The 20576-nt window shown below is 29.3% G+C and carries 14 protein-coding genes, 1 pseudogene and 1 riboswitch; of the genes and pseudogenes, 11 read left to right on the plus strand and 4 right to left on the minus strand.

The window, feature by feature from the left end:
* Position 1: 1 nt before the first annotated feature.
* The 10 genes and pseudogenes from ACI2WZ_RS01025 (at position 2) to ACI2WZ_RS01070 (ending at position 12598) form a co-directional block, all read left to right on the plus strand.
* On the plus strand, positions 2-940 hold the full coding sequence (locus ACI2WZ_RS01025; RefSeq protein ID WP_023788966.1) for a PfkB family carbohydrate kinase: 939 nt from the start codon (positions 2-4) through the stop codon (positions 938-940).
* A gap of 87 nt (positions 941-1027) precedes the next feature.
* Positions 1028-1804: a DeoR/GlpR family DNA-binding transcription regulator gene (locus tag ACI2WZ_RS01030; protein WP_500244967.1), complete on the plus strand. Its 777-nt coding sequence runs from the start codon at positions 1028-1030 to the stop codon at positions 1802-1804.
* Positions 1797-2912 (plus strand): SIS domain-containing protein, encoded by a 1116-nt coding sequence (locus ACI2WZ_RS01035; protein ID WP_500244968.1) that lies wholly within the window; start codon positions 1797-1799, stop codon positions 2910-2912. The genes ACI2WZ_RS01030 and ACI2WZ_RS01035 overlap by 8 nt, the downstream gene beginning before the upstream one ends.
* A 371-nt stretch (positions 2913-3283) precedes the next feature.
* Positions 3284-5221, plus strand: coding sequence for a PTS transporter subunit EIIC (locus ACI2WZ_RS01040; RefSeq protein ID WP_500244969.1), 1938 nt, complete (start codon positions 3284-3286; stop codon positions 5219-5221).
* A gap of 126 nt (positions 5222-5347) precedes the next feature.
* On the plus strand, positions 5348-6784 hold the full coding sequence (gene pyk / locus ACI2WZ_RS01045; RefSeq protein WP_500244970.1) for a pyruvate kinase: 1437 nt from the start codon (positions 5348-5350) through the stop codon (positions 6782-6784).
* Positions 6785-6942: 158 nt separating this feature from the next.
* Positions 6943-7680: an MIP/aquaporin family protein gene (locus ACI2WZ_RS01050; protein WP_500244971.1), complete on the plus strand. Its 738-nt coding sequence runs from the start codon at positions 6943-6945 to the stop codon at positions 7678-7680.
* A 25-nt stretch (positions 7681-7705) separates the two neighbouring features.
* Positions 7706-8860 (plus strand): annotated as a pseudogene (gene glpO / locus ACI2WZ_RS01055) (type 2 glycerol-3-phosphate oxidase).
* A 30-nt stretch (positions 8861-8890) separates the two neighbouring features.
* Positions 8891-10396, plus strand: coding sequence for a glycerol kinase GlpK (gene glpK, locus ACI2WZ_RS01060; RefSeq protein ID WP_500244972.1), 1506 nt, complete (start codon positions 8891-8893; stop codon positions 10394-10396).
* Positions 10397-10558: 162 nt separating this feature from the next.
* Positions 10559-10735: a hypothetical protein gene (locus tag ACI2WZ_RS01065; protein ID WP_023788975.1), complete on the plus strand. Its 177-nt coding sequence runs from the start codon at positions 10559-10561 to the stop codon at positions 10733-10735.
* Positions 10736-12049: 1314 nt separating this feature from the next.
* Positions 12050-12598, plus strand: a complete 549-nt coding sequence (locus tag ACI2WZ_RS01070; RefSeq protein ID WP_500244973.1) for a nucleoside 2-deoxyribosyltransferase — start codon at positions 12050-12052, stop codon at positions 12596-12598.
* A 41-nt stretch (positions 12599-12639) separates the two neighbouring features.
* Here the strand turns inward: ACI2WZ_RS01070 and ACI2WZ_RS01075 are convergent, their stop codons facing one another.
* From ACI2WZ_RS01075 to ACI2WZ_RS01090, 4 genes are read right to left on the minus strand one after another with little or no spacing between them, the layout of a single operon-like run.
* The gene (locus tag ACI2WZ_RS01075; RefSeq protein ID WP_500244974.1) at positions 12640-13572 is read right to left on the minus strand and encodes a DHH family phosphoesterase; all 933 of its coding nucleotides are present in this window, start codon (positions 13570-13572) and stop codon (positions 12640-12642) included.
* Between the two features lie 17 nt (positions 13573-13589).
* The gene (locus tag ACI2WZ_RS01080; RefSeq protein ID WP_500244975.1) at positions 13590-16184 is read right to left on the minus strand and encodes a PhnE/PtxC family ABC transporter permease; all 2595 of its coding nucleotides are present in this window, start codon (positions 16182-16184) and stop codon (positions 13590-13592) included.
* Between the two features lie 2 nt (positions 16185-16186).
* Positions 16187-16948 carry a phosphonate ABC transporter ATP-binding protein gene (gene phnC, locus ACI2WZ_RS01085; RefSeq protein ID WP_023788979.1) on the minus strand — a complete coding sequence of 254 codons (762 nt, stop codon included), beginning with the start codon at positions 16946-16948 and terminating at the stop codon, positions 16187-16189.
* A 60-nt stretch (positions 16949-17008) separates the two neighbouring features.
* Positions 17009-18235 (minus strand): PhnD/SsuA/transferrin family substrate-binding protein, encoded by a 1227-nt coding sequence (locus ACI2WZ_RS01090; protein ID WP_500244976.1) that lies wholly within the window; start codon positions 18233-18235, stop codon positions 17009-17011.
* Positions 18236-18319: 84 nt separating this feature from the next.
* Positions 18320-18414: riboswitch (purine riboswitch) on the minus strand.
* 212 nt (positions 18415-18626) lie between these two features.
* Between ACI2WZ_RS01090 and thrS the strand changes: the two genes are divergently transcribed.
* Positions 18627-20576: a threonine--tRNA ligase gene (gene thrS, locus ACI2WZ_RS01095; protein ID WP_500244977.1), complete on the plus strand. Its 1950-nt coding sequence runs from the start codon at positions 18627-18629 to the stop codon at positions 20574-20576.

Raw genomic sequence — 20576 nt, forward strand, 5'->3', positions numbered from 1 at the left:
AATGGAGAAAAAAATTTACATTACTTCCCTAAACCCTTCAATTGAATACAAACTATATTTCGATGAGTTAGTTAAACATAAAAAAAATCAATCTTATAAATCTAAAATGAAGCCATTTACTAAAGTTCTTCATATCGGAAGAATATTTAAGAAGATGGATTGAGATGTTATACCTATATTGTTCATTCCTCCTCATTTTGGATCACTTTTTAAGAATGAAATGGAAAAAGAGAATATGAACTTAAAATGATTTCAAGCGAAGGGAGATATTAGAATAAGTGTTAAGTTGGCGGATAATGATATAACTGAATGTAACACCTTTGGTGCTCCTGTATCCCAACTTGAACTCAGAAAGATGAAATCATATTTTTATGATGTTTTGCAAGAAAACGACATTGTAGTTTCTACTGGAACAGTTCCACCAAATGTAGATAATTCTATCATAAGAGATATTTGCGAAATTGCTAACATTAATAAAGCGAGATTTGTGACAGATGTTTTTGGTGAACCCTTAAGAAAATTATTGGGAAACAAAGTTTTTTTATACAAAACAAACATTGAAGAACTTGAATTAACAATGGGAAAAAAAATAAACAATCAAAATGATTTAATTATTTCTATGTCCGTTTTACTTAATAAAGGGATAGAAAATATTTTAGTATGTAAAAATAACAATCTCATCTTAGCAAATAACCAAAATATCTTAGAGGCCTCTTTTGAAAATCTTAATTTACAAAATAAAGAAGTTATTGATCTTAATTATGGAGTTTTGGCAGGATTCTTAGATACATTTATTAAAACTAATGATTTCGAATCAGCACTCAAGAGCTCATTATTAGTTGGCAATGCAATTATAATTTGAAAACATAGTATTACAAAAGAAAAAATTAGTACTATTTTAAAACAAACCGATCAAATAAAAATAAGAGTAGTGCGCTAGTATAAAAAATTCCAAAATTTGAATAAATTATTTCAATATTCTCCAAATTATTCCATATTGATATAAAATAGGCAATGGGAGGATATTATGCACAAAATTAAAAGAAAGGAATTGTTTCTAGAAAAACTTAAAAAATCAAAATTTATAACATCTAGAGATTTTATTAAGTTTGCTAATGAACTAGGAATTAATGAAACTACAGCGAGGAGAGACCTTAAGGAGTTAGAACTTGAAGAAGCTATTAGTTTATCTTTTGGAGGAATATCGTTAAAAATTAATGATGACTTTGAAGAAAGCAGGGTTAAAAAATTAACTATCGAGATAGATAAAAAATGCTTGATTGCAAAAACCGCTGTAAAACTATTGTGTGATCAAGACATTATTTTTTGTTCAGCAGGTACTACAATGGAAAAGTTTGTCTCTAAGATAAAAAAAACTATTAAGATGGTAGTTACTAACTCATTAACTGTTTTTAATGAGTCCAGAAAAAATCGCTTTATTAAAGATGTAGTTTTATTAGGTGGACTTTTTAGAGAGAAAAGTCAAGTCTTTTCCTCGAAAAATCAAGCAAATCATTTTAATGAGATGCGCCTTTCAAAGACGTTTTTTAGTGCCTTAAGTATTGATGATAAAGGAAATGTATATGATGATTTTGACCCTGAAATCGATGTGATTTTAAAAGCCATGAATAATTGTCAAAGTTCTTATTTACTAATAGATTCTTCAAAGTTCATAAATATTGGTGCTAATAAAATAACTAATATCAATAGTATTAAATATATAATTACAGACAATTGTAGCGAACAAATGAAAGAATTGCTAAAAGATAAACTTCTTTTAGCGAAGAGGGAGAATAATGATTAGTTTTGAAAATATAGAAACAATAAAAGAAATACGCCAACAACCCATCATATTTAAAAAAATTTACGAAACCTTCGTAAATAATATTAATCACTATAAAGAATTTGCCCAAAAATATAAGAATTACAAAATCCTATTGGTAGGGGCAGGAACCAGTGAATTCATAGGAAATGCAATCCAACCTTATTGATATAGTAAAGGTTTGAATATAATATCTGTTTCATCAACAGAGTTAATTTTAAACCCAAAATATTACGTACGTAAAAATGAAAAAGTGGTTTTAGTTTCGTTTGCTAGAAGCGGTAATTCCCCAGAATCGGTTGCTTCACTTGATGTAATGAACAAATATATGAAAAGTTATTTTAATTTAATTATAACTTGTAACAAAAACGGAGAGTTAGCAAAGCAAGTGAACTTTTTAGAAAATATCGAATTAATACTATTGCCCGATGAGTCGAATGACAAAGGTTTTGCAATGACATCAAGTTACTCTGGAATGATGATGGCTGCCAATTTGATATTTTCTTTAATGACTGACAGCTTATTTTTTGAAAACTTTGAAGATAATTTGAGCAAATATTCAGATGCTGTGCATCATATCGAACAAAATATACATATGTTAGAAGAACTTTCATTCAAAAGAATAATTTATTTAGGAAGTGGTGTTATGAAAGGTATTGCCCAAGAGTCTAGTTTAAAATTCCTCGAACTAACACAGGGGATAATCCCTACATTTTTTAATGATATTTTAGGTTTTAGACATGGCCCGAAATCAATTTTAAATAAAGAAAGCGCCGTTTTAGTTTTGAGATCATCGAACTCACACTCTAGAAAATATGAACAAGATCTTATAGAAGAGCTAAAAAATGAAAATAGAATAAAATTAATTTTAGAGTTAGATTATAAAGGTATCAATAAAAATCAAAATCTTAAATTATTTATAAATACTAACTTGAATGACGAAATTTGAATTGGGGTTTATTACATCTATTTTGCTCAATTATTTGCAATTATGAAATCTTTATCTTTAAATATTGATCCTGATAACCCTTGTCCTTCTGGTGAGGTTAATAGAGTTGTCAAGGGTGTACGTATTCACGAGTATAAGTAAATGACTGCAACACAAATAGGCTTATTAGTTGGATTATTTGCGGGTTTTTTAGGGACAATTCTCACCATTATCTATATATTAAGAGTGAAACAAAAAAATAAACATAAAGCTAAATCATTTGATTCAGATAATCATAAAAAAGGGAGCGTTTACTTATTCTTTTACAAGTGACTAATCGTCTTTTTCTTATTTACATCAATTGTTGTTACTCTGTTTTGCATTTTTATGTTAGTTTCGTATATATAAAAATTCAAAAACAACCAATTTCTGCCATAATATTTCAGAAAAAGGTTGCTTTTTTTTTATCTCTTAATAAAATTTCCAAGAAAGGAGAATTAAATAAATAAATTTCCAAGAAAGGAGAGACACTGATGAATACGGTATCTAAAAAACTACAAAAGGTTCCTAGGCAAAAAAAAGAGAAAGACAGTAAGAATCTTAATAAGGCTGGGAATACATTTTGAAATAATTTATTAACAAAACTACAGGGGTTAGGTAAATCCCTAATGTATCCAATTGCATTACTTCCATTTGCTGCCTTACTTAATAGATTTGGGTCTTTGGGTATGGAACTAAATGCAAATAGTCAAGGAAATGTGGGTTGATGATTTGGTTTCATAATACAAAAACCAGGTGTAACCATTTTTGATCAACTTCCATTAATTTTTGCTATTGGAACTGCTTTTGGTTTATCAAAAGACCAAAGGGGGGAAGCGGCATTAGTTGGTGCAGCATTTTATCTAATTATTGTTGCATTTTTGATAGAAGGAGGGTTGCCTTCACTATTTTACAAAAACACTTTAACTTTCGATGTTCATAGTCTTGATAAGGAGGGTCATCTACAAGTAACAAAAAGTTTATCTGAATTATTTTATGTACCAAATTGAGGTAGGTTAGAAGGTTATGACGGCCTTTACCGAACAGGTGGAACTTATATATTAAATATAGGTGTACTTGGGGGGATTGTTGCTGGTTGTCTTTCTGCATATTCATATAATAAATTTAGAAATATCAAATTACCCCAATCACTAGCATTTTTTGGGGGTCGTAGATTTGTACCTATGATTGTGATGGTTGCCTCTATTCCAGTAGCATTCTCATTTGCTATCATTTGACCTTGATTCCAATATGGGTTAGTGTCATTTGGTAAAGCTATTTCAAATGATGCATTCGCTATACCGGGAGCATTTTTCTACGCATTTATCAATAGATTAGTTCAACCAACTGGGCTACATCACATTATCAACACATTTCTATGATTCCAAATGCCAATAGATGGTCATTTGGTTGATTTTAGTGGTAAGTTCATAGTTTATAATGATATATTTTTAGAAAATCATGAAATAAATAGCGAATATTTATTTAAATTAGGAGCATTGATAAATAAAACTATTACAACCGAGAATTACCAAGAATTCATATCTGTAAGAGATCAAGCTCTCCCATCAGGTATGTTAAGTAATAGTAATGGATCTTACACAATTTTTGGAGATATTAATGCTTTCCAAAAATCAATGGTTTCAGGTAACTTCCAAACAGGTTACTTCCCTATGTTCTGAGGTGGATTACCTGGTGCTGCCTTGGCGATGATATATTGTGCTAAGAAAGAGAAACGTAAAGAGACTGCAACCTTTTTAATTGGTGTAGCCACTGTTGCTGCTCTAACTGGTATTGACGAACCGTTGATATTTGCGTTCATATTTGTAGGACCAATTCTGTGAGTTGTTAATGCACTATTTACTTCAATATTTGCTGCAATAGCAATAGCAATGCATATGCATATCGGATTTGGTTTCTCTGGTGGATTTATCGATTATGTAATCTCCTTTGCAAACTCATGAGGAATGAGTAAATACGAAGGAAATGTAAACGGGGCATTTTATGGTGTTATCTCTAACCCGTTATGGATGTTTGCGTTAGCTGGATTGGCTTTCCCAACATACTTCTTTACTTTCTCATTTATAATCAAAAAAATGAACATTATGACACCTGGTCGTGAAAACAGTTCAAATAATGGAGAAGTTATTAATCAAAAACCAATTAGCAAAGAAACTAAGTCGGATAAATACAGTAATATGGCTAAAAAAATAGTTGATATTATAGGTATGGATAACATAAAAAAAGTGGATAATTGTGCCACAAGACTTCGATTTGAAGTTATTGATAATAAGACCAACATTGACGATAAGCTTTTTAAAGAAGCTGGATGTTATGGTGTTAAAAGGCTCGGTAATTCTAATCTACAAGTGATAATTGGCACCGATGTTGAACATGTAGCAGATATTATTCACGATTTAACAGGAAAATAAAAAGGACTTTAAACACAACATATGTTGTGTTTTTTTATAAGCTAACAAAATAATCAATAACAAACTACTACTATATAACACTAAGTGATATAATGGTTTTGTTAGACAAAAGGAGAATAATAATATATGAAAATTTATAACTTAAAAGACAAAATGAAGCGCACAAAAGTTATTACTACAGTTGGACCATCAGTTCATACTAAAGAGGCAATTAAAGAACTTTACGATAAAGGTATGACTACAATACGTTTAAACTTCTCACATGCTGATTTTTCAGAACATGGTGAAAGATTTGAATGAGTTAAGGAGTTAAGAAAAGAACATAAACTTCCAATCTCAATTCTATTAGATACAAAAGGACCTGAAATCCGTGTAGGTAAAATGAAAGATGGAAAACAAGAAATTAAAGCAGGAACAGAAGTAACTGTTTATACAAACCCAGAAGACTTTAAAACAAGGGAATGTGGACCTACTGAGTTACAAATGTCTTATGATATGTCACAAGATGTTAAAGTGGGAGATGTTGTTTTAGTAGACGACGGGAAACTTACTATGCACGTTACAGATGTAAAACCTGGGTTAGTGATGTGTAAAGCATTTAATAATCACGTTGTAAAAACAAACAAACGTGTTAACCTTCCGGGTGTTGATTTCACTCTTCCTTTCTTGGCTGAAAAAGACTATAACGATATCAAATTCGGTATTGAAAATAATATAGATTATATTGCAGCCTCATTCGTTAATACTGCTGATAATGTAAAAGAAATCAGAAATATTTTAAAAGACAATAACGCAGAGCATATTCAAATTATTTCAAAAATAGAATCACAAATTGGAATTGATAATATTGATTCAATTATTGATGCAAGTGATGGAATAATGATCGCTCGTGGTGATCTAGGTTTAGAAATTCCTTATTATGAAGTTCCATTCCAAGAAAAAAGAATAATCAGAAAATGTCGTGAAAAAGGTAAACTAGTAATAGTTGCAACACAAATGTTAGAATCTATGACTGATAATCCTCAACCAACAAGAGCAGAAGTAACAGATGTTTATTATGCAACCGAATTAGGTTCAGATGCAACAATGTTAAGTGGTGAATCAGCTAATGGTGATTATCCATTCATAACAACTGAAACTATGTCTACTATTAATAAACGTGCAGAAATTGAATTTTATACAAAATTATATTATGAAAAACAATTAGAAAATGCTAGAAATACTACAAGTGGTAAACGTGCCGATATTGCAAACCAATTAGCTAATACTACTATGGATGGTAAATATGAGTACGCAGTTGTAGCATCAAGAACAGGTGAGTTACTAAAAACTATCTCTAAATTCAGACCAAATGTTACAATTTTGGGTGTAACAGATGATGAAAAATTATGAACATCATTCGGAGTATGACACTCAATATTTATGAATAAAGTAGAAAACTTCGATGATTTCCTAAATGATGAAAAAGCAGTGTCTGAGATTGCAAAATCTTGAGGTGCAAAATCTGGGGAAAAAATTCTTTTCGTTAGAAATGAAAACATCAAAGAAATCTCAGTTTTATAATATAAAAACCTATCAAAAACTCTTTTTAAAAAAAAGAGTTTTTTTTATTATTCTTGGAAAATCTTTTTTACCAATATTTGTCTATTAGATTGCTATTTTAGTATTATTTGATACTTTAAATTTGCTTGGCACTTTGGCAAGTATGGAAAGGAATTTTTATGGAGAATTGATTTACACATTTTGGAACAGAATTATTAGGAACTTGTTTCTTAATTTTATTGGGCAATGGAGTAGTAGCCAATGTTATTTTAAGGGATACTAAGGGTAACAAAGGTGGATTTATAGCTATAACAACGGGTTGAGCATTAGCTGTTGCATTAGCTGCAACAATTTCATCAGCTCTTGGTGGAGCAGCACATTTAAATCCAGCTGTAACGATTGCTGTTTTGACTAATGGATGAAAGGAAAATGTTGGTGATTTTTGTTTACTACCAATATTTCTAATTGGTCAATTAATTGGAGCAATATTAGGGCAAGTAATTATCGATATATTTTATATTAAACATATTTTACACACAGCAGCAAGTGGGGAAGGTGCTAATGTACTAGGAATGCACTGTACAGCACCAACTTATCGCAACGCAGCACTTAACTTTTTTGCAGAGTTTGTAGGAACTGTTGTTCTTATTGTTGCTATATTATCCATTAAAAAATTTTATTCTAATGCTGGATGAATGGGTCCATTGTTTGTTGGATTAACTGTGTTTGGTATTGGATTATCTTTAGGGGGAACAACTGGGTATGCCATAAACCCTGTAAGAGACATAGTACCAAGGATAGTTCACCAAATATTACCTATTAAAAACAAAGTGAGCTCAGATTGAAGTTATTCTTGAATACCTGTAATAGCACCGTTGGCAAGTGGGTTAGTAGTTGGAGCAGCATTTTTGATTTAAAAAATCACGTTAGATTGGATTACATATGGAAAAGTTCGAATATGATATTTGTATCATAGGCGCTGGAATAATAGGTGCCTCAGTAGCAAGAGAATTATCGAAATATAAATTAAATATTATTGTCCTTGAGTCAAATCCCAGTTATGCAATGGAGACATCAGAAGGAAATTCTGGTTTAATACATGGTGGTTTCGATGCTTAAACAGGAAAACTAAATGCATCTTTGAATATACTCGGTAAGGAAAGGTATAATGACTGATTTAGAGAGTTGGATTTTAGTCACAAGAATATAAATTCTTTAGTATTAGCTTTCAATGATAATGAGGTAGAACATTTGAATATTTTGTATAACAGAGGGATAGATAATGGTTTAAACTCAAAAGAAATGCAAATCATTAATCAAAATAAAATCTTAGAAATGGAGCCAAATATCAATAAAGATGTGAAAAAAGCTTTATTATGTAATAGTTCAGTGGTAATTGATCCAGTTGAACTAACAGGAGTTTTATTAAAAAACGCCATTAGAAATGGAGTTAAAGTTAAATTTAACAGTAAAGTTACTCATATTTCTAAAAGTGAAGATCGTTTTAAAGTTTCATTTAATGAGGAAACTGTTTCTGCAAAAAGGGTCATTAATTGTGCTGGACACTATGCTGATGTAATTTCTAAGATGGCAGGATTTGATGATTTTACTTTAAATACAAGAAGGGGCGAATATTTAGTTTTAGAGAAGTCTGTGAATAATAATGTGAATAATGTTTTATTTATGGTTCCAACAATCCACGGTAAAGGTGTTCTCGTAGCCCCTACATTGAAGGGAAAAATACTAGTTGGACCAACAGCTGAAGAAAATGTTCCAAAAGAGGAAACAAGAGTGATAACACCAGAGAAGGAACAAGAAATAATAAAAATTGGTAAACAAATATTACCTAATTTAGATATTAAGTTAACTAGTCTTCGCTTTTCTGGATCACGACCTATCTATTTAAAGACAGATGATTTTTATATCAATTACGCATCAAAGGATAAAAACTTTATTAATATCGCAGGTATTAAGAGCCCTGGAATATCTTGTGCTCCGTCAATTGCTGACTATGTAATAAATCTCTTGAAACCATTTCTAAAAATGGAAATAAACCCAAATTATCAACCAAATGAGAAAAACATATTTTATAAATAAAGATAAAATAATTAGGAAGGAATGCACGAAATGGAAGAATATATTGTAACACTAGACGAGGGGACAACAAGTGCAAGAACACTTGTTGTCAATAAAAAAGGGGAAATTGTTTCCTCAAATCAGAAAGAATTGTCTCAGTTTTATCCAAATGAGGGATGAGTTGAACAAGACCCTGTTGAGATTTGAAATACTCAACGTACAACACTTATAGGAGCCTTAAATGCAAGCGATATAAGTCCAGAACAAATAAAAGCGATTGGAATCACTAACCAAAGAGAAACAGTTATAGTATGAGACAAAGAGACTGGGAATCCTATCTATAATGCAATTGTTTGACAGGATCGAAGAACCGATGCCTTTTGTATTGATTTAGAAAAAACACATAAAGAATTTATTAAGGAAAAAACAGGTTTAGTGGTAGATGCTTATTTCTCAGCTAGTAAAGTGAAATGGATTTTAGATAATGTTAAGGGAGCAAAAGAGAAAGCAAAAAACGGAAAACTTTATTTTGGTAACGTTAATACATGATTGATATGGAGATTAACTGGAGGAGAAGCATTTGTAACAGACCACACTAATGCGTCAAGAACAATGTTATATAACATCAATACTCATGATTGAGACGATGATTTATTAAAATTATTTCAAATTCCAAAATCAATGTTACCCACAATTAAAAGCAATAGTGAAATTTATGGATATACATTTTTTGGCCTACTTTCAAAAATGTCTGATTGTAAAATACCAATTAGCTCTTCTATTGGAGATCAACAATCTGCACTATTTGGGCAAATTTGTTTAGAACCAGGTGAGATAAAAGCTACATATGGAAGCGGTGCTTTCATTTTAATGAATACTGGTACTAGTAAAGTTGAGTCAAAAAACGGTCTTTTAACAACTATCGCATATAATATTGGGAAAAACTTCGTTTATGGACTTGAGGGGTCTGTAATGATGGCTGGAGCAACACTACAATGATTAAGAGATGAACTAAGAATTATTTATAAAACCCAATTGAGCGAATGATACGCAGAGCAAGTGAATGACGATAGACAAGTTTATTTTGTACCAAGTTTCTCAGGTCTAGGTTCTCCATATTGAGATCCATATTCAAGGGGTGCTATTTTTGGACTCGATAGAGGTGTAACTAAAGAACATATTATAAAAGCAGGTTTAGAATCAATTGCTTTTCAAACCAACGATGTTTTTGATGCTATGGCTGAAGACTCTGGGTTAGAAATCAAAAATGTAAAAGTTGATGGTGGGGCCGCTAAAAATAATTATTTAATAAAATTCCAATCAAATATTAGTGAAACAACCATAATTAGACCTAAAAACATAGAGACAACAGCCATGGGTGCGGCTTTCTTATCTGGATTAGCTGTTGGTTTTTGAACTAGTATTGAGGAAATAAAAAGTATTTGAGCAACAGATACCAAGATTAATGCTGATACTAACTTCAACAAGGAGAAATATCTAAGGGGATGGAAAGAGGCGGTTTCAAGAACAAGAAACTGACTTAAGGATACAAAATAATTCTTAGTCCATTTTTGGGATAAATAAAAAATAAAAAAAACTATAACTTTATCTATTTTCCTATATACTTATAAAGTATTTAAATAAATACCTTTTTAAGTTGAGAATGTTACGTAGATATTACCGTTTAAAAAGATGTATAAATGGCAGGAGGTAATATGTATGGGATTTGATCGTGATAATAGAAGAAGCAATGACCGTCCAAGATTTAACAATAATGGTAGATCTGGTGGCGGAAGTAACGGTCCAAGTAATGGTAGAATTGAAAATTTTGAAAAACCATTAATGGAACTATTGAAGTCAATAGATGAAAAATTAGAAGCAATTCTAAACAAATAGTTTACTAAAAAATGTTGATAATCAACATTTTTTTTATTTTTTAAAAATATTTTAAGGTTTTAAAAAAATCTCTAAATTCACACTTTTTGTGTTATAAATAAATTGAAATAAAAAGTACTATATGAGTTGAGTTACCAATGTTTATCTCTCTAATTCAGTAGGTGTATTTTTATTAATAAATTATCAAGTTACAAAGGCTGGTTAAATAAACGTTTAATTATGCTCTCAAGACTTTTTATTTCACAATTAATAAAATAAACATATCAATTAAATTGTTTTTCGCTTATTTGTTCTTATTTAAAACAAGTTTAAAAAAACAAAATATTAATTGATAGTTTTCGTAAAATATTCTTGCACCAAGAAACCTATTTGATAGCTTTCTATAAGTTTTGAACATATTTTAATGAATTGTGAACAAAATAAACTTGTAACTGAATGATAGTTACATTAAGTTTCTATCATGTTATTTCGTTAACTAAGAAACTCTTCAAATAATTGCTATATTATCATAATCGATTAATTTAGCTTAAATGTTATTTGCATTAACTTCAATATTTCATAATTTAATTATCTAAAGTATTTCTAAAATACTATGGTGCTGGTGATTATCAATTACTAATATTAATAAATTAAAAAACTATTATTTTTTATAAATAAACAAACAACACATTTTTAGATAATGTTTAGATACTATTAATCAACTTTTCTTGTTAAACATGAATATTTATTTGATGAAATTTTATACTTTCTAGAATTATCGATAATTGTTCAAATTTTCTCTTTCTTTTAAATAGTCATATAATTAACGGAATATCTCCTTCTGATAATTGCTCCAATAAATTTCATAATAGATCGTATATCTTTACATAAAACATCTAAATTTATTAAATTTCCGTGTTTAACAGAAATATTATTTAAAAAACAAGTTTTTTCTAATATTAGAAAGAATGTTGAGTATAAGCAATAAGAATAGAACATATTGATGCTATGTACTTTATTCATCATTATTGCTTTCGTAATACTTGAAAACCTATCATAATAAAAAAAATATAATGAGTAAACATAATTGCTAACTTCATCAAAAAAGTAAAATATATTTTATAAATTTAAATACAATGTTTAAGTAGTTCTGTGACCTATAAGTTCTACTTTCATCAATATAAAATATAAATTTAATCAAAGACACATAAATTAAATAATACTTTTTTGCTATAGTATAACTATAATCAATAATTTTAAAATAAAAAAATTTCTTATATAAGGAATTTTTTTATTTTATTAGTATTATTTATATATAGAGAAATGGAGAAAAAAATGAAAGATAATGTAATATACAATGCTGGCAGTATGTTTACTGAAGCTCAATGAAATCAAAGAAAGATGGAGGGGAAGAAATTAAGAGAAATGTTTCCTAGTTTTGAAATTCATAATCCTGTTGATTTCGATTCAAATCAAGTAGAAAGACCAACGAATACATTTATTTTTGAACAAGATTATAATGGTCTTACTGATTCTAAATTTGTAATCTTTGAAATAGATGGTTGGGATTCTGGTACACATATGGAATTTGGTTTAATGGTAGAACAAGCAATAAACAACCCAAATAAGTACCTTTTACCAATAGTTTCTGATTTTAGAGTGAAACAAGGAATACTGGAGGGTGAATTTCCAGGATTTGGCATAAATGAAATGTTTAGTGGTGCATTTCATTATGAAAAACTTAATAAGGGAGATGTACCTCAAATGATAGTTTGCGAGTCTCATGAAAAGGCTAGGGAAGCAATTAAAGCTATATGTGATAATGACACTAAAAACATTAGGGATAGATTTGATATAAAAGATATTTACAAAAAAAACAACTAATAAAAAAACCTACATAATCTTTTGATTAAATGTAGGTTTTTTTATTTTATAAATTTTTCACAAAAATTTACAACTTTTTCATAATCAGCTATTGTATTGAGTTTTGCACCTGATGCAGTTTCGTGACCGCCACCACCAAAATGGTTTGCGATTTCTCTAACTGAGATCTTGTTAGAGCGAAATTCTACTCTACAATTATCTATATTTTCTACAAAAAATATTCAAATCTTTACGTTTTTAACTTCACCTAGTAAGTTAACTCATAATGAAACCAAATGCGGTTCACTCACTTCAAATTTCTTTAGTATATCGCTAGTAATCACAGAGTAAGCTATACCGCTTTTTGTTAAACAAAAGTTTGATAATATATATCCTTTTAATTTCATGTAATTAACTGGCAGACTATAAATATTTTCATATACCTTTTTGAAGTTTATTTCTTTTGACAGTAGAATAGAAGCCATATCAAATGTTCTTGAACTTACACTTCTATACATAAATCGATCTGTGTCTGTAACAAGCCCGTGAAACAAATAATATGCTGTTGACTCTGAAAATAACAAAGATGAACTATCGAATAGTTTTGTTAATAGTTCACAAGTTGCCGGATAGGTATCATCAACTATTTCAAATGTCCCATATTTGTCGACATTCACATGATGATCGATTTTGAATACTACGCTGGCATAATGTAGAAAATCAAGGTTTGGAATATCAATTCTATTTAATGTCGCAGTGTCAGTTATTATTACTAGTGCTTTATCGAAATCTTGCTCTTGTAATTTATCAACTCTACCGATTGTTCGGTACTCTTTTGGCAAGTTACCACCAAGAAGAACTTTTTTATCCTTGAAATTATCTTTAATAAAGCTGTAGAGAGCCATTTGTGAACCTATTGCATCATAATCTGGAAAAATATGCCTTAATAATATTATTTTTTTATGTGATTCAATTTCTTTTATCAGTGTATCCAATATTTTATTCCTTCCGATTAAGCTAAGCTACTTCTTTTGTATTTTAAAATATCCTTGGCATTTTTCTTACTTTTTTTATACTCAATTTTAAAATATTTTGTATCAGTGTCAATTTTTTTATCTATGTTTTCTTTTAATGTTGTTTTATATTGTTTTATATTCTCTTTGTAATCTAATTTAATGGAGTTCAAATAGTCTATTCTATCCTTAGTCAATTTGTATGTGATTAGTCGGTATCTTGAAGATAGCTCTTCATAAGATTCAAAGGTCGTATTTGCTAATCTAGAGAAAGCTTTAAGATAAGCTTCTTTATGACTAATACCATTTTCCTTGCGAATTTGTTTTTCTAACTCGAAAAGTTTTTTATTTATGTATGAATAAAAAGCTCTTGATTCATCATAACTGTAAATTGCTTTTTTATTTATTAAATACTCGTTTGCTTTATATTTGATATACATTTTATTTTTTATTTCAATAATTAAATAATCAATAAATTTTGGGTTAACTCCTTGATTAAGTTTTGTTCTAAGTATTGTAGCTATGTACTCGATCAAGAGTGTGAATAAAGCAATACCGAATAAAAGTGCCCCAAACTCGTTAAATAATTGATCATTAAAATAAGTTGATAACAAATAACCTAAATTACCAGCACCAACTATACCTAAAGATGAAACCTCTTTAAAATTGATGTCAAATCGGTAAATTATATATGAAATTATGCTACTTGTTGTTTGCGGAATTATTCCATATCTAAATCTCTGCAAACTATTTAAGCCTGTGGCTTGTAACTGTGATGATATCTTCAAATTAACATCTTCAAAAATTTCTCTATTATATTTTGTAAGCATTCCAGTTGTCCCCATAGCCAAAGCAATAGCACCATTGAATGGACCTAGTCCCACTAATGAAATAAAAATAATGGCATATATATATGTTGGAACTGCCCTAATAATTGAAGTTATTATTACAAATACTTTTGCTACATATATATTTACAATTGTCTCAGCACTTAATAGCCCAAGAATATAGGCCATTATTACACCAAGAACTGTTCCGACTATTGCAATAGACAAGGTTTCGAATAAAAGATATATGACAGAATATGGTGCTACATCTGTTTTAGAAAATAATGAGTTTCAACTTATATTTAATATACTTTTTATATTAGAGTTAGTTTGCTTGATTGTTGCTTCTGACTCTAGGTGAAAATTAATTTTTGAGAATGAATATATAAATAAAGCAATGAGAACCGTATAAAGAATCGCTCTTTTAATTCATTTTTTCGGTGCACTCTTAAGAGCCTTTTCGGTTGTTAATTCCTTTAAATACTCCTCATGTTTTTTAGCAATTTCAAGTTTAGACTCTTGATATAACTTTGATTTCATTGACTCTACTTCGATGTTGAATTTGGTCAAGTAAGTTTTATCTAATCTAACATTTTGTTTCAAAATATCGTTATAAACAAATCATTTTTTACTATTTACCTCTGTTTGTTTTACAGTCTCAAAGTGAAGTACGTCTTTTTTGATATTGTTTTTATGTTGATATTTGAAATACTTGACTTCTTCTTTTTGTTTATTATTTAGATTTTTCTTTTCTGCTTTTGACAAATGTGTAGTTTCTTTTATTTTTTTGTATTTTTGAATGATTACTTCTGAAATATAAAACTTTAAGTTTGTCTTTTTCAATCTCTTCTTAGTCTTAGATAACATAGATTCTCGTTCTTTAAAATCCAATATAAAATCTTTATCCTTTAAAATGAAGTTTTTCACAAAATATATTATTATTTCCAGAATTAATACTACCATTATCAATAAGAATAGTAAGAATCCTGCACGATCTCACTGTTGAAAATCGATATTATTCTGTATTAGCTCACCAATCCCAACGGAAGACATACCACCAATAATGGCAATATATCTTATGTTTGTTTCTAATGAATAGAATGTAATTGACAGAATATTATGCGATATTTGAGGTACAATTGCACTTCTGAATGATCTCATTTTTGAAGCACCCGTTGCTTGCATTGCACTATAAATTTTAAAGTTGACGTGTTCTATTCTCTCTAAAAACAATTTACCTGTTATTGAAAAGGTGAATATGGCGATTGCAATCGTAACAGACAAAGTAGTTTGACCAAAATAACCTATCAATATAAGCGCAAAAGTAAATGCAGGAATTGTTCTTAACAATGCCATGATTGTTTTGCATAAGTTATTTATAAACTTATTATGAATTATGTTAAACGAAGAACACATCGCTACTGGTATTGCAATTGCAACACCTATAATTGTTCCTGAGAAAGACATAATTAAAGTAGAACCCAGTGAAGTAAAGGCCTTTCCTAAAAATGTGTCTCCAAAACTATTTGGTGTTGAGAATTTTTTAAAGTCTCACTTCAACATTTCCTTAATAGTGTCTCCTAATTGGGAAAAACTACTAAAAAATTCTTCTCAACTATTCTTTAAAAACATAAATCCAAATATTGTTAATATGATTGCAATTATAATCATTAATCATGTAAACAATTTTGTTGGTGGTTGAGCGTACCTATTGTTTATTTTAAAAGTTTCCCTCGTTGTTAAACTATTTAACTTTCTTTTTAACATAGTTATTCTTTACCGTAATTTTTTCCATATATTATTTCCAATTTGTTCTGAGTTAATTCCGAGGGTTTGCCATCAAAAACAATTTGTCCATTATTCAAGCCAATTATTCTAGAAGCAAACTTAATTGCTAAGTCAATATGATGTATGTTTATTATAATAGTGATATTATCCTCCTCATTTATTTTTTTAAAGTCATTCATTACTTGATTTGCAAGTACTGGGTCTAGTGCGGAAACGGGTTCATCTGCAATTATAAGTTTTGGCTCTTGTGACAGTGTTCTGGCTAGGGCTATTCTTTGTTGTTGTCCACCACTTAGGTTTTCAACTCTAACATAAGAATAGTCTAGAAGGTTTAATTTCTCTAAATTTCTTAGAGCTATTATTTTGTCCTTTTTATTAAAAAAACCCACACAAGATCTAAGGAAGCTCATTTTAGAGACTCTTGCATTTAGAACGTTTCTTATGACTATTTGTTTTTCGATATTATTATATTCTTGTGACATTAAACCAATTTTTTTTCTAAGTTCCTTTAATTCTTTTCCCTTAATATTGTTGACCTCGTAATTTTTGTCTTCAAAATTTATTAAGATTTCTCCCGAGTTTATAGAACTAAATTTATTGATTGTTTTTAAAAGGGTAGTTTTTCCGGCTCCAGATAAGCCAACAACCGCAACAAATTCTCCTTCTTTGATTTGTAGATTAATATTATTTAAGGCATGTTTACCATTAGGTCACACCTTGTTAACATTGTTAAAATATATCATTGTACCTCCAATAAAAAAATATGTAATTTATATTACATATTTTAAACTTTTCTAAGATGTTTATGAAGTTATTTCCTTCAAAAGGTCTTGTATGATGCTTATACTTTTTAAGTTATCTGTTATTATTTGATCTTGCTCTTTCTCATATTCGATAGAAGTTTTGCTCCCAACACCAACATAACCTTTATGGCTATAAATATCAAATATTTCTGAGTTTGCTTTATCAGCAACTAACTCTAAGAATGATTCTCTTAAGTTATTAGCCAAAGTTTCATCAACTGTTTCTCTAGAATACATAATTCCATCATTTGGTATTCCTCGTGAAGCACCAATTGTTTGTGTGTTCTTATATGCATCCTTCATTTTTGTTGGATCGTTAATATCGTATCTTATATCTGCATAACCTACTGCAAGTTCAACAGTACCGTTACTTACTTTTTCAGCGGCATCTGTATAACTTGCTTGTTTATATTTGTTTTCGTATATATTCTTAAGTTCGTTATTGTCTAAACCAAGGTGTTCTTTCATTCATAATAATGGATATAAAACAGAAGCACTAGAAGTTGGGCTTCCTCCTAATGATAATTTTTTATCTTCGGAAGCTTTTTTAATCAACTTTTTAGCATTTTCTTTGCTTCTGAAATCTTCTTCACCCAAAGTGTCTTTTATAAATTTCTTGTTAGCATAAATGTAAGATCTATAATAACTCACTTTTTCATCTTTGTTATATAATTTCTCAGTTAATTTTTCTTTATTAAAAGAATCTTCGTCCTTTAATATATTTTCAATTATTTGATCATAATTTTTTGATAGTTTTGCTAAGTTGTCTCCATTTGATTCTGCTTTTGCCTTTGCATCATCAAATTTCCCGTTTGTTTTGAATTCTTCAAAGTTACTTTCTGCTGCAAGAGACTCTCTAGAAGAAACTAATAAGATACCAGCTTTTGAGTATGTACCATCTTCCTTTTTATCACCACGATAGCTTTCATAAGTGTTTATTGGTAAAAATGCCAAGTCTGATTTACCTTTTTTCATTGAATCCCCAGCTGCTTCGTAATTTGTTGCTGCAGTTATTTCAACATTTTTATTAAATGATGAATCTTTTTCTTTTAACTTATTTTTAAGTTTTTCCTCCAAAGGTTTAACGGTTTTTAAAATATCTGTAGCATTTCTTGATGGAACAAAAGCGATTCTAAGTGTGTTGCTTTTTCCACCACAAGATACTATTGTTGATACTGGAGTAGTAAGTATTGAGAAACTTCCTACTAAAAATAATAATTTTTTCATTTACCCTCCATATGCTTAGACTTATTATTTTATCTAAAACATTGTAATTTTGATATTGTAATTAATAGAGACACTTAATTTTAAATTGTCAATAATAGTTATATTAGTATCGGATTGGTCCGATGTAGAAACGTCCACCCAATATGTGAACTTATAAGAGTAACTATTAACTACACTATTATTATCATTGAAAATTTTAAAAAAATATTTTTTATTATTAAGTTTTTTTGAATATTATTAACCTTTCAGAAAGTTAAATTTTAACTAATATCGGGCGGAGATAACTTAATTCCTTAATAAAGTATTTTTGATGTATAATTCTTGTGTAGAGATTTTATTTAGGCTTCTTAAGTTCTAAATAAAAAAACATATTTTTAAAAAGGAGTAACTAATGAAAATTACATTATTGGACGGACAAGTAAAGAGTTACAGTGAACCAAAAACAGTTTTAGAAATTGCTAATGACATAGCTATTAGTTTAGGGAAAAAATGTCTAGGAGCACTAATTAATGACAAAGAAGTTGTTCCAGCACAAGCGAAAATAAAAAGAGATTGTAAGCTAGAAATAATAACTGAGAGACACGAACTATTTGAACAAGTGGTAAACTACACAGCAAAACTAGCTACAAGTCTAGCTCTGAAGTTTTGCTTCCCAAAAGGTAGTGCGGTTCCACAAGATGAAAAGTCTTCTGAGTATGAATTCTATGCATTCTTTGATTACCAAGAAGGACTTAAATTAGAAGACCTGAAAAGAGTAGAAGACAAAGTAAATGAAATAATAAAAGATTCACCTGAAATAATATTTGGAAAATATACTAAAGATGAATACATCAATATTTTGAGAAAGATGGGTGTGAAGGAAGACTACATTCAAGCTACAATCGAAGAAGACAAAAAGAAATATATCGATTTTGCAATTGGTGAACTTTACAATGTTCCATTTTTATCAAGATTTGCAACTCTTACAAACGTAGGTCAATTATTTAAAGTAAGTTTGACTAATTTAACGGGTTCTTACTTTCAAGGTAATTCTAATAATCAAATGATATATAAAATTCACGGAGTTACTGCCGTTAATGAAACAGAATTTAATAGAAAAATTAACGCTTTGGAAGAAATCAAAACCAGAGACCACAAATATATTGCTAAAAATTTAGAAATATACAATTTGGATCCTATAATCGGACAAGGACTACCAATTTGACTTCCAAATGGAACAGTTTTAAAACAAGAGATTAAAAAATTCTTAATGGAAAAAGAATTTGAATATGATTTTATTCAAATTGAAACACCTGTGATTGGTACTAGTGATTTGTATAAAAAATCAGGTCATTGAGATCATTATCGAAATGATATGTTTGCACCAATGCAGTTACCTAAAGAAGAGATGGTTTTGAAACCAATGAGTTGTCCACATCATATTAGTGTCTACAATTATAAACAAAGAAGTTATCGTGACTTACCTTTAAGATTTGCCGAACATGCTTTACAACATCGATATGAATCATCTGGAAGTTTAACTGGATTGGAAAGAGTAAGAGCAATGGAATTAACTGATTCACACATATTTGCTCGTCCAGATCAAGTTAAAGATGAGTTCGTAAGATGTTTTAATTTAATTCAAGAAGTGTTGGCAACTTTTGATATAAAAGTTGATTACTTATCTCTATCTTTAAGAGATCCAAAAGATAAAGAAAAGTATTTTAATGATGACAAAATGTGAAATGAAGCTGAATCTCAATTAGAAGATGTTCTAAAGGAATTAAAATTAGATTATAAAAAGATGATAGGTGAAGCGGCCTTTTATGGTCCTAAACTTGATATTCAAGCTAGAACGGCTCTTGGTCATGAAATAACTGTATCAACTATTCAACTAGACTTTTTATTACCTCAAAAGTTTGACTTGTCTTATGTTGGGTTTAAGGGTGACTTATTAAGACCTATAATGATTCATAGGGGTTTAATAGGAACTTATGAAAGATTTATTTCGGTATTATTAGAGCAAACAATGGGAGTATTACCATTGTGATGTTCACCTGTTCAAGTAGAAATAATACCTGTATTGGCAACAAAAAATTCAAATTATGCAGAAAAGGTTAGAGATAAACTGAAAAACAATTTGATTAGAACGCACATAGACAACAGAGATGAAAGATTAAGTTATAAAATAAGAGATGCACAAATTAAAAAAATACCATACCAATTAGTGTTAGGTGATAATGAAGAAAAAGATAATACAGTTACATACCGTGAATATAGTAGTAGTGAACAAATAACTATACAATTAGAAGAGTTCATTAATTTATTAAATTCAAAAATCAAAGATAAGACATATGGGTAG

The sequence above is a fragment of the Spiroplasma endosymbiont of Megachile willughbiella genome, from assembly GCF_964273395.1.
Lineage (GTDB): Bacteria > Bacillota_I > Bacilli_A > Mycoplasmatales > Mycoplasmataceae > Spiroplasma_A > Spiroplasma_A apis.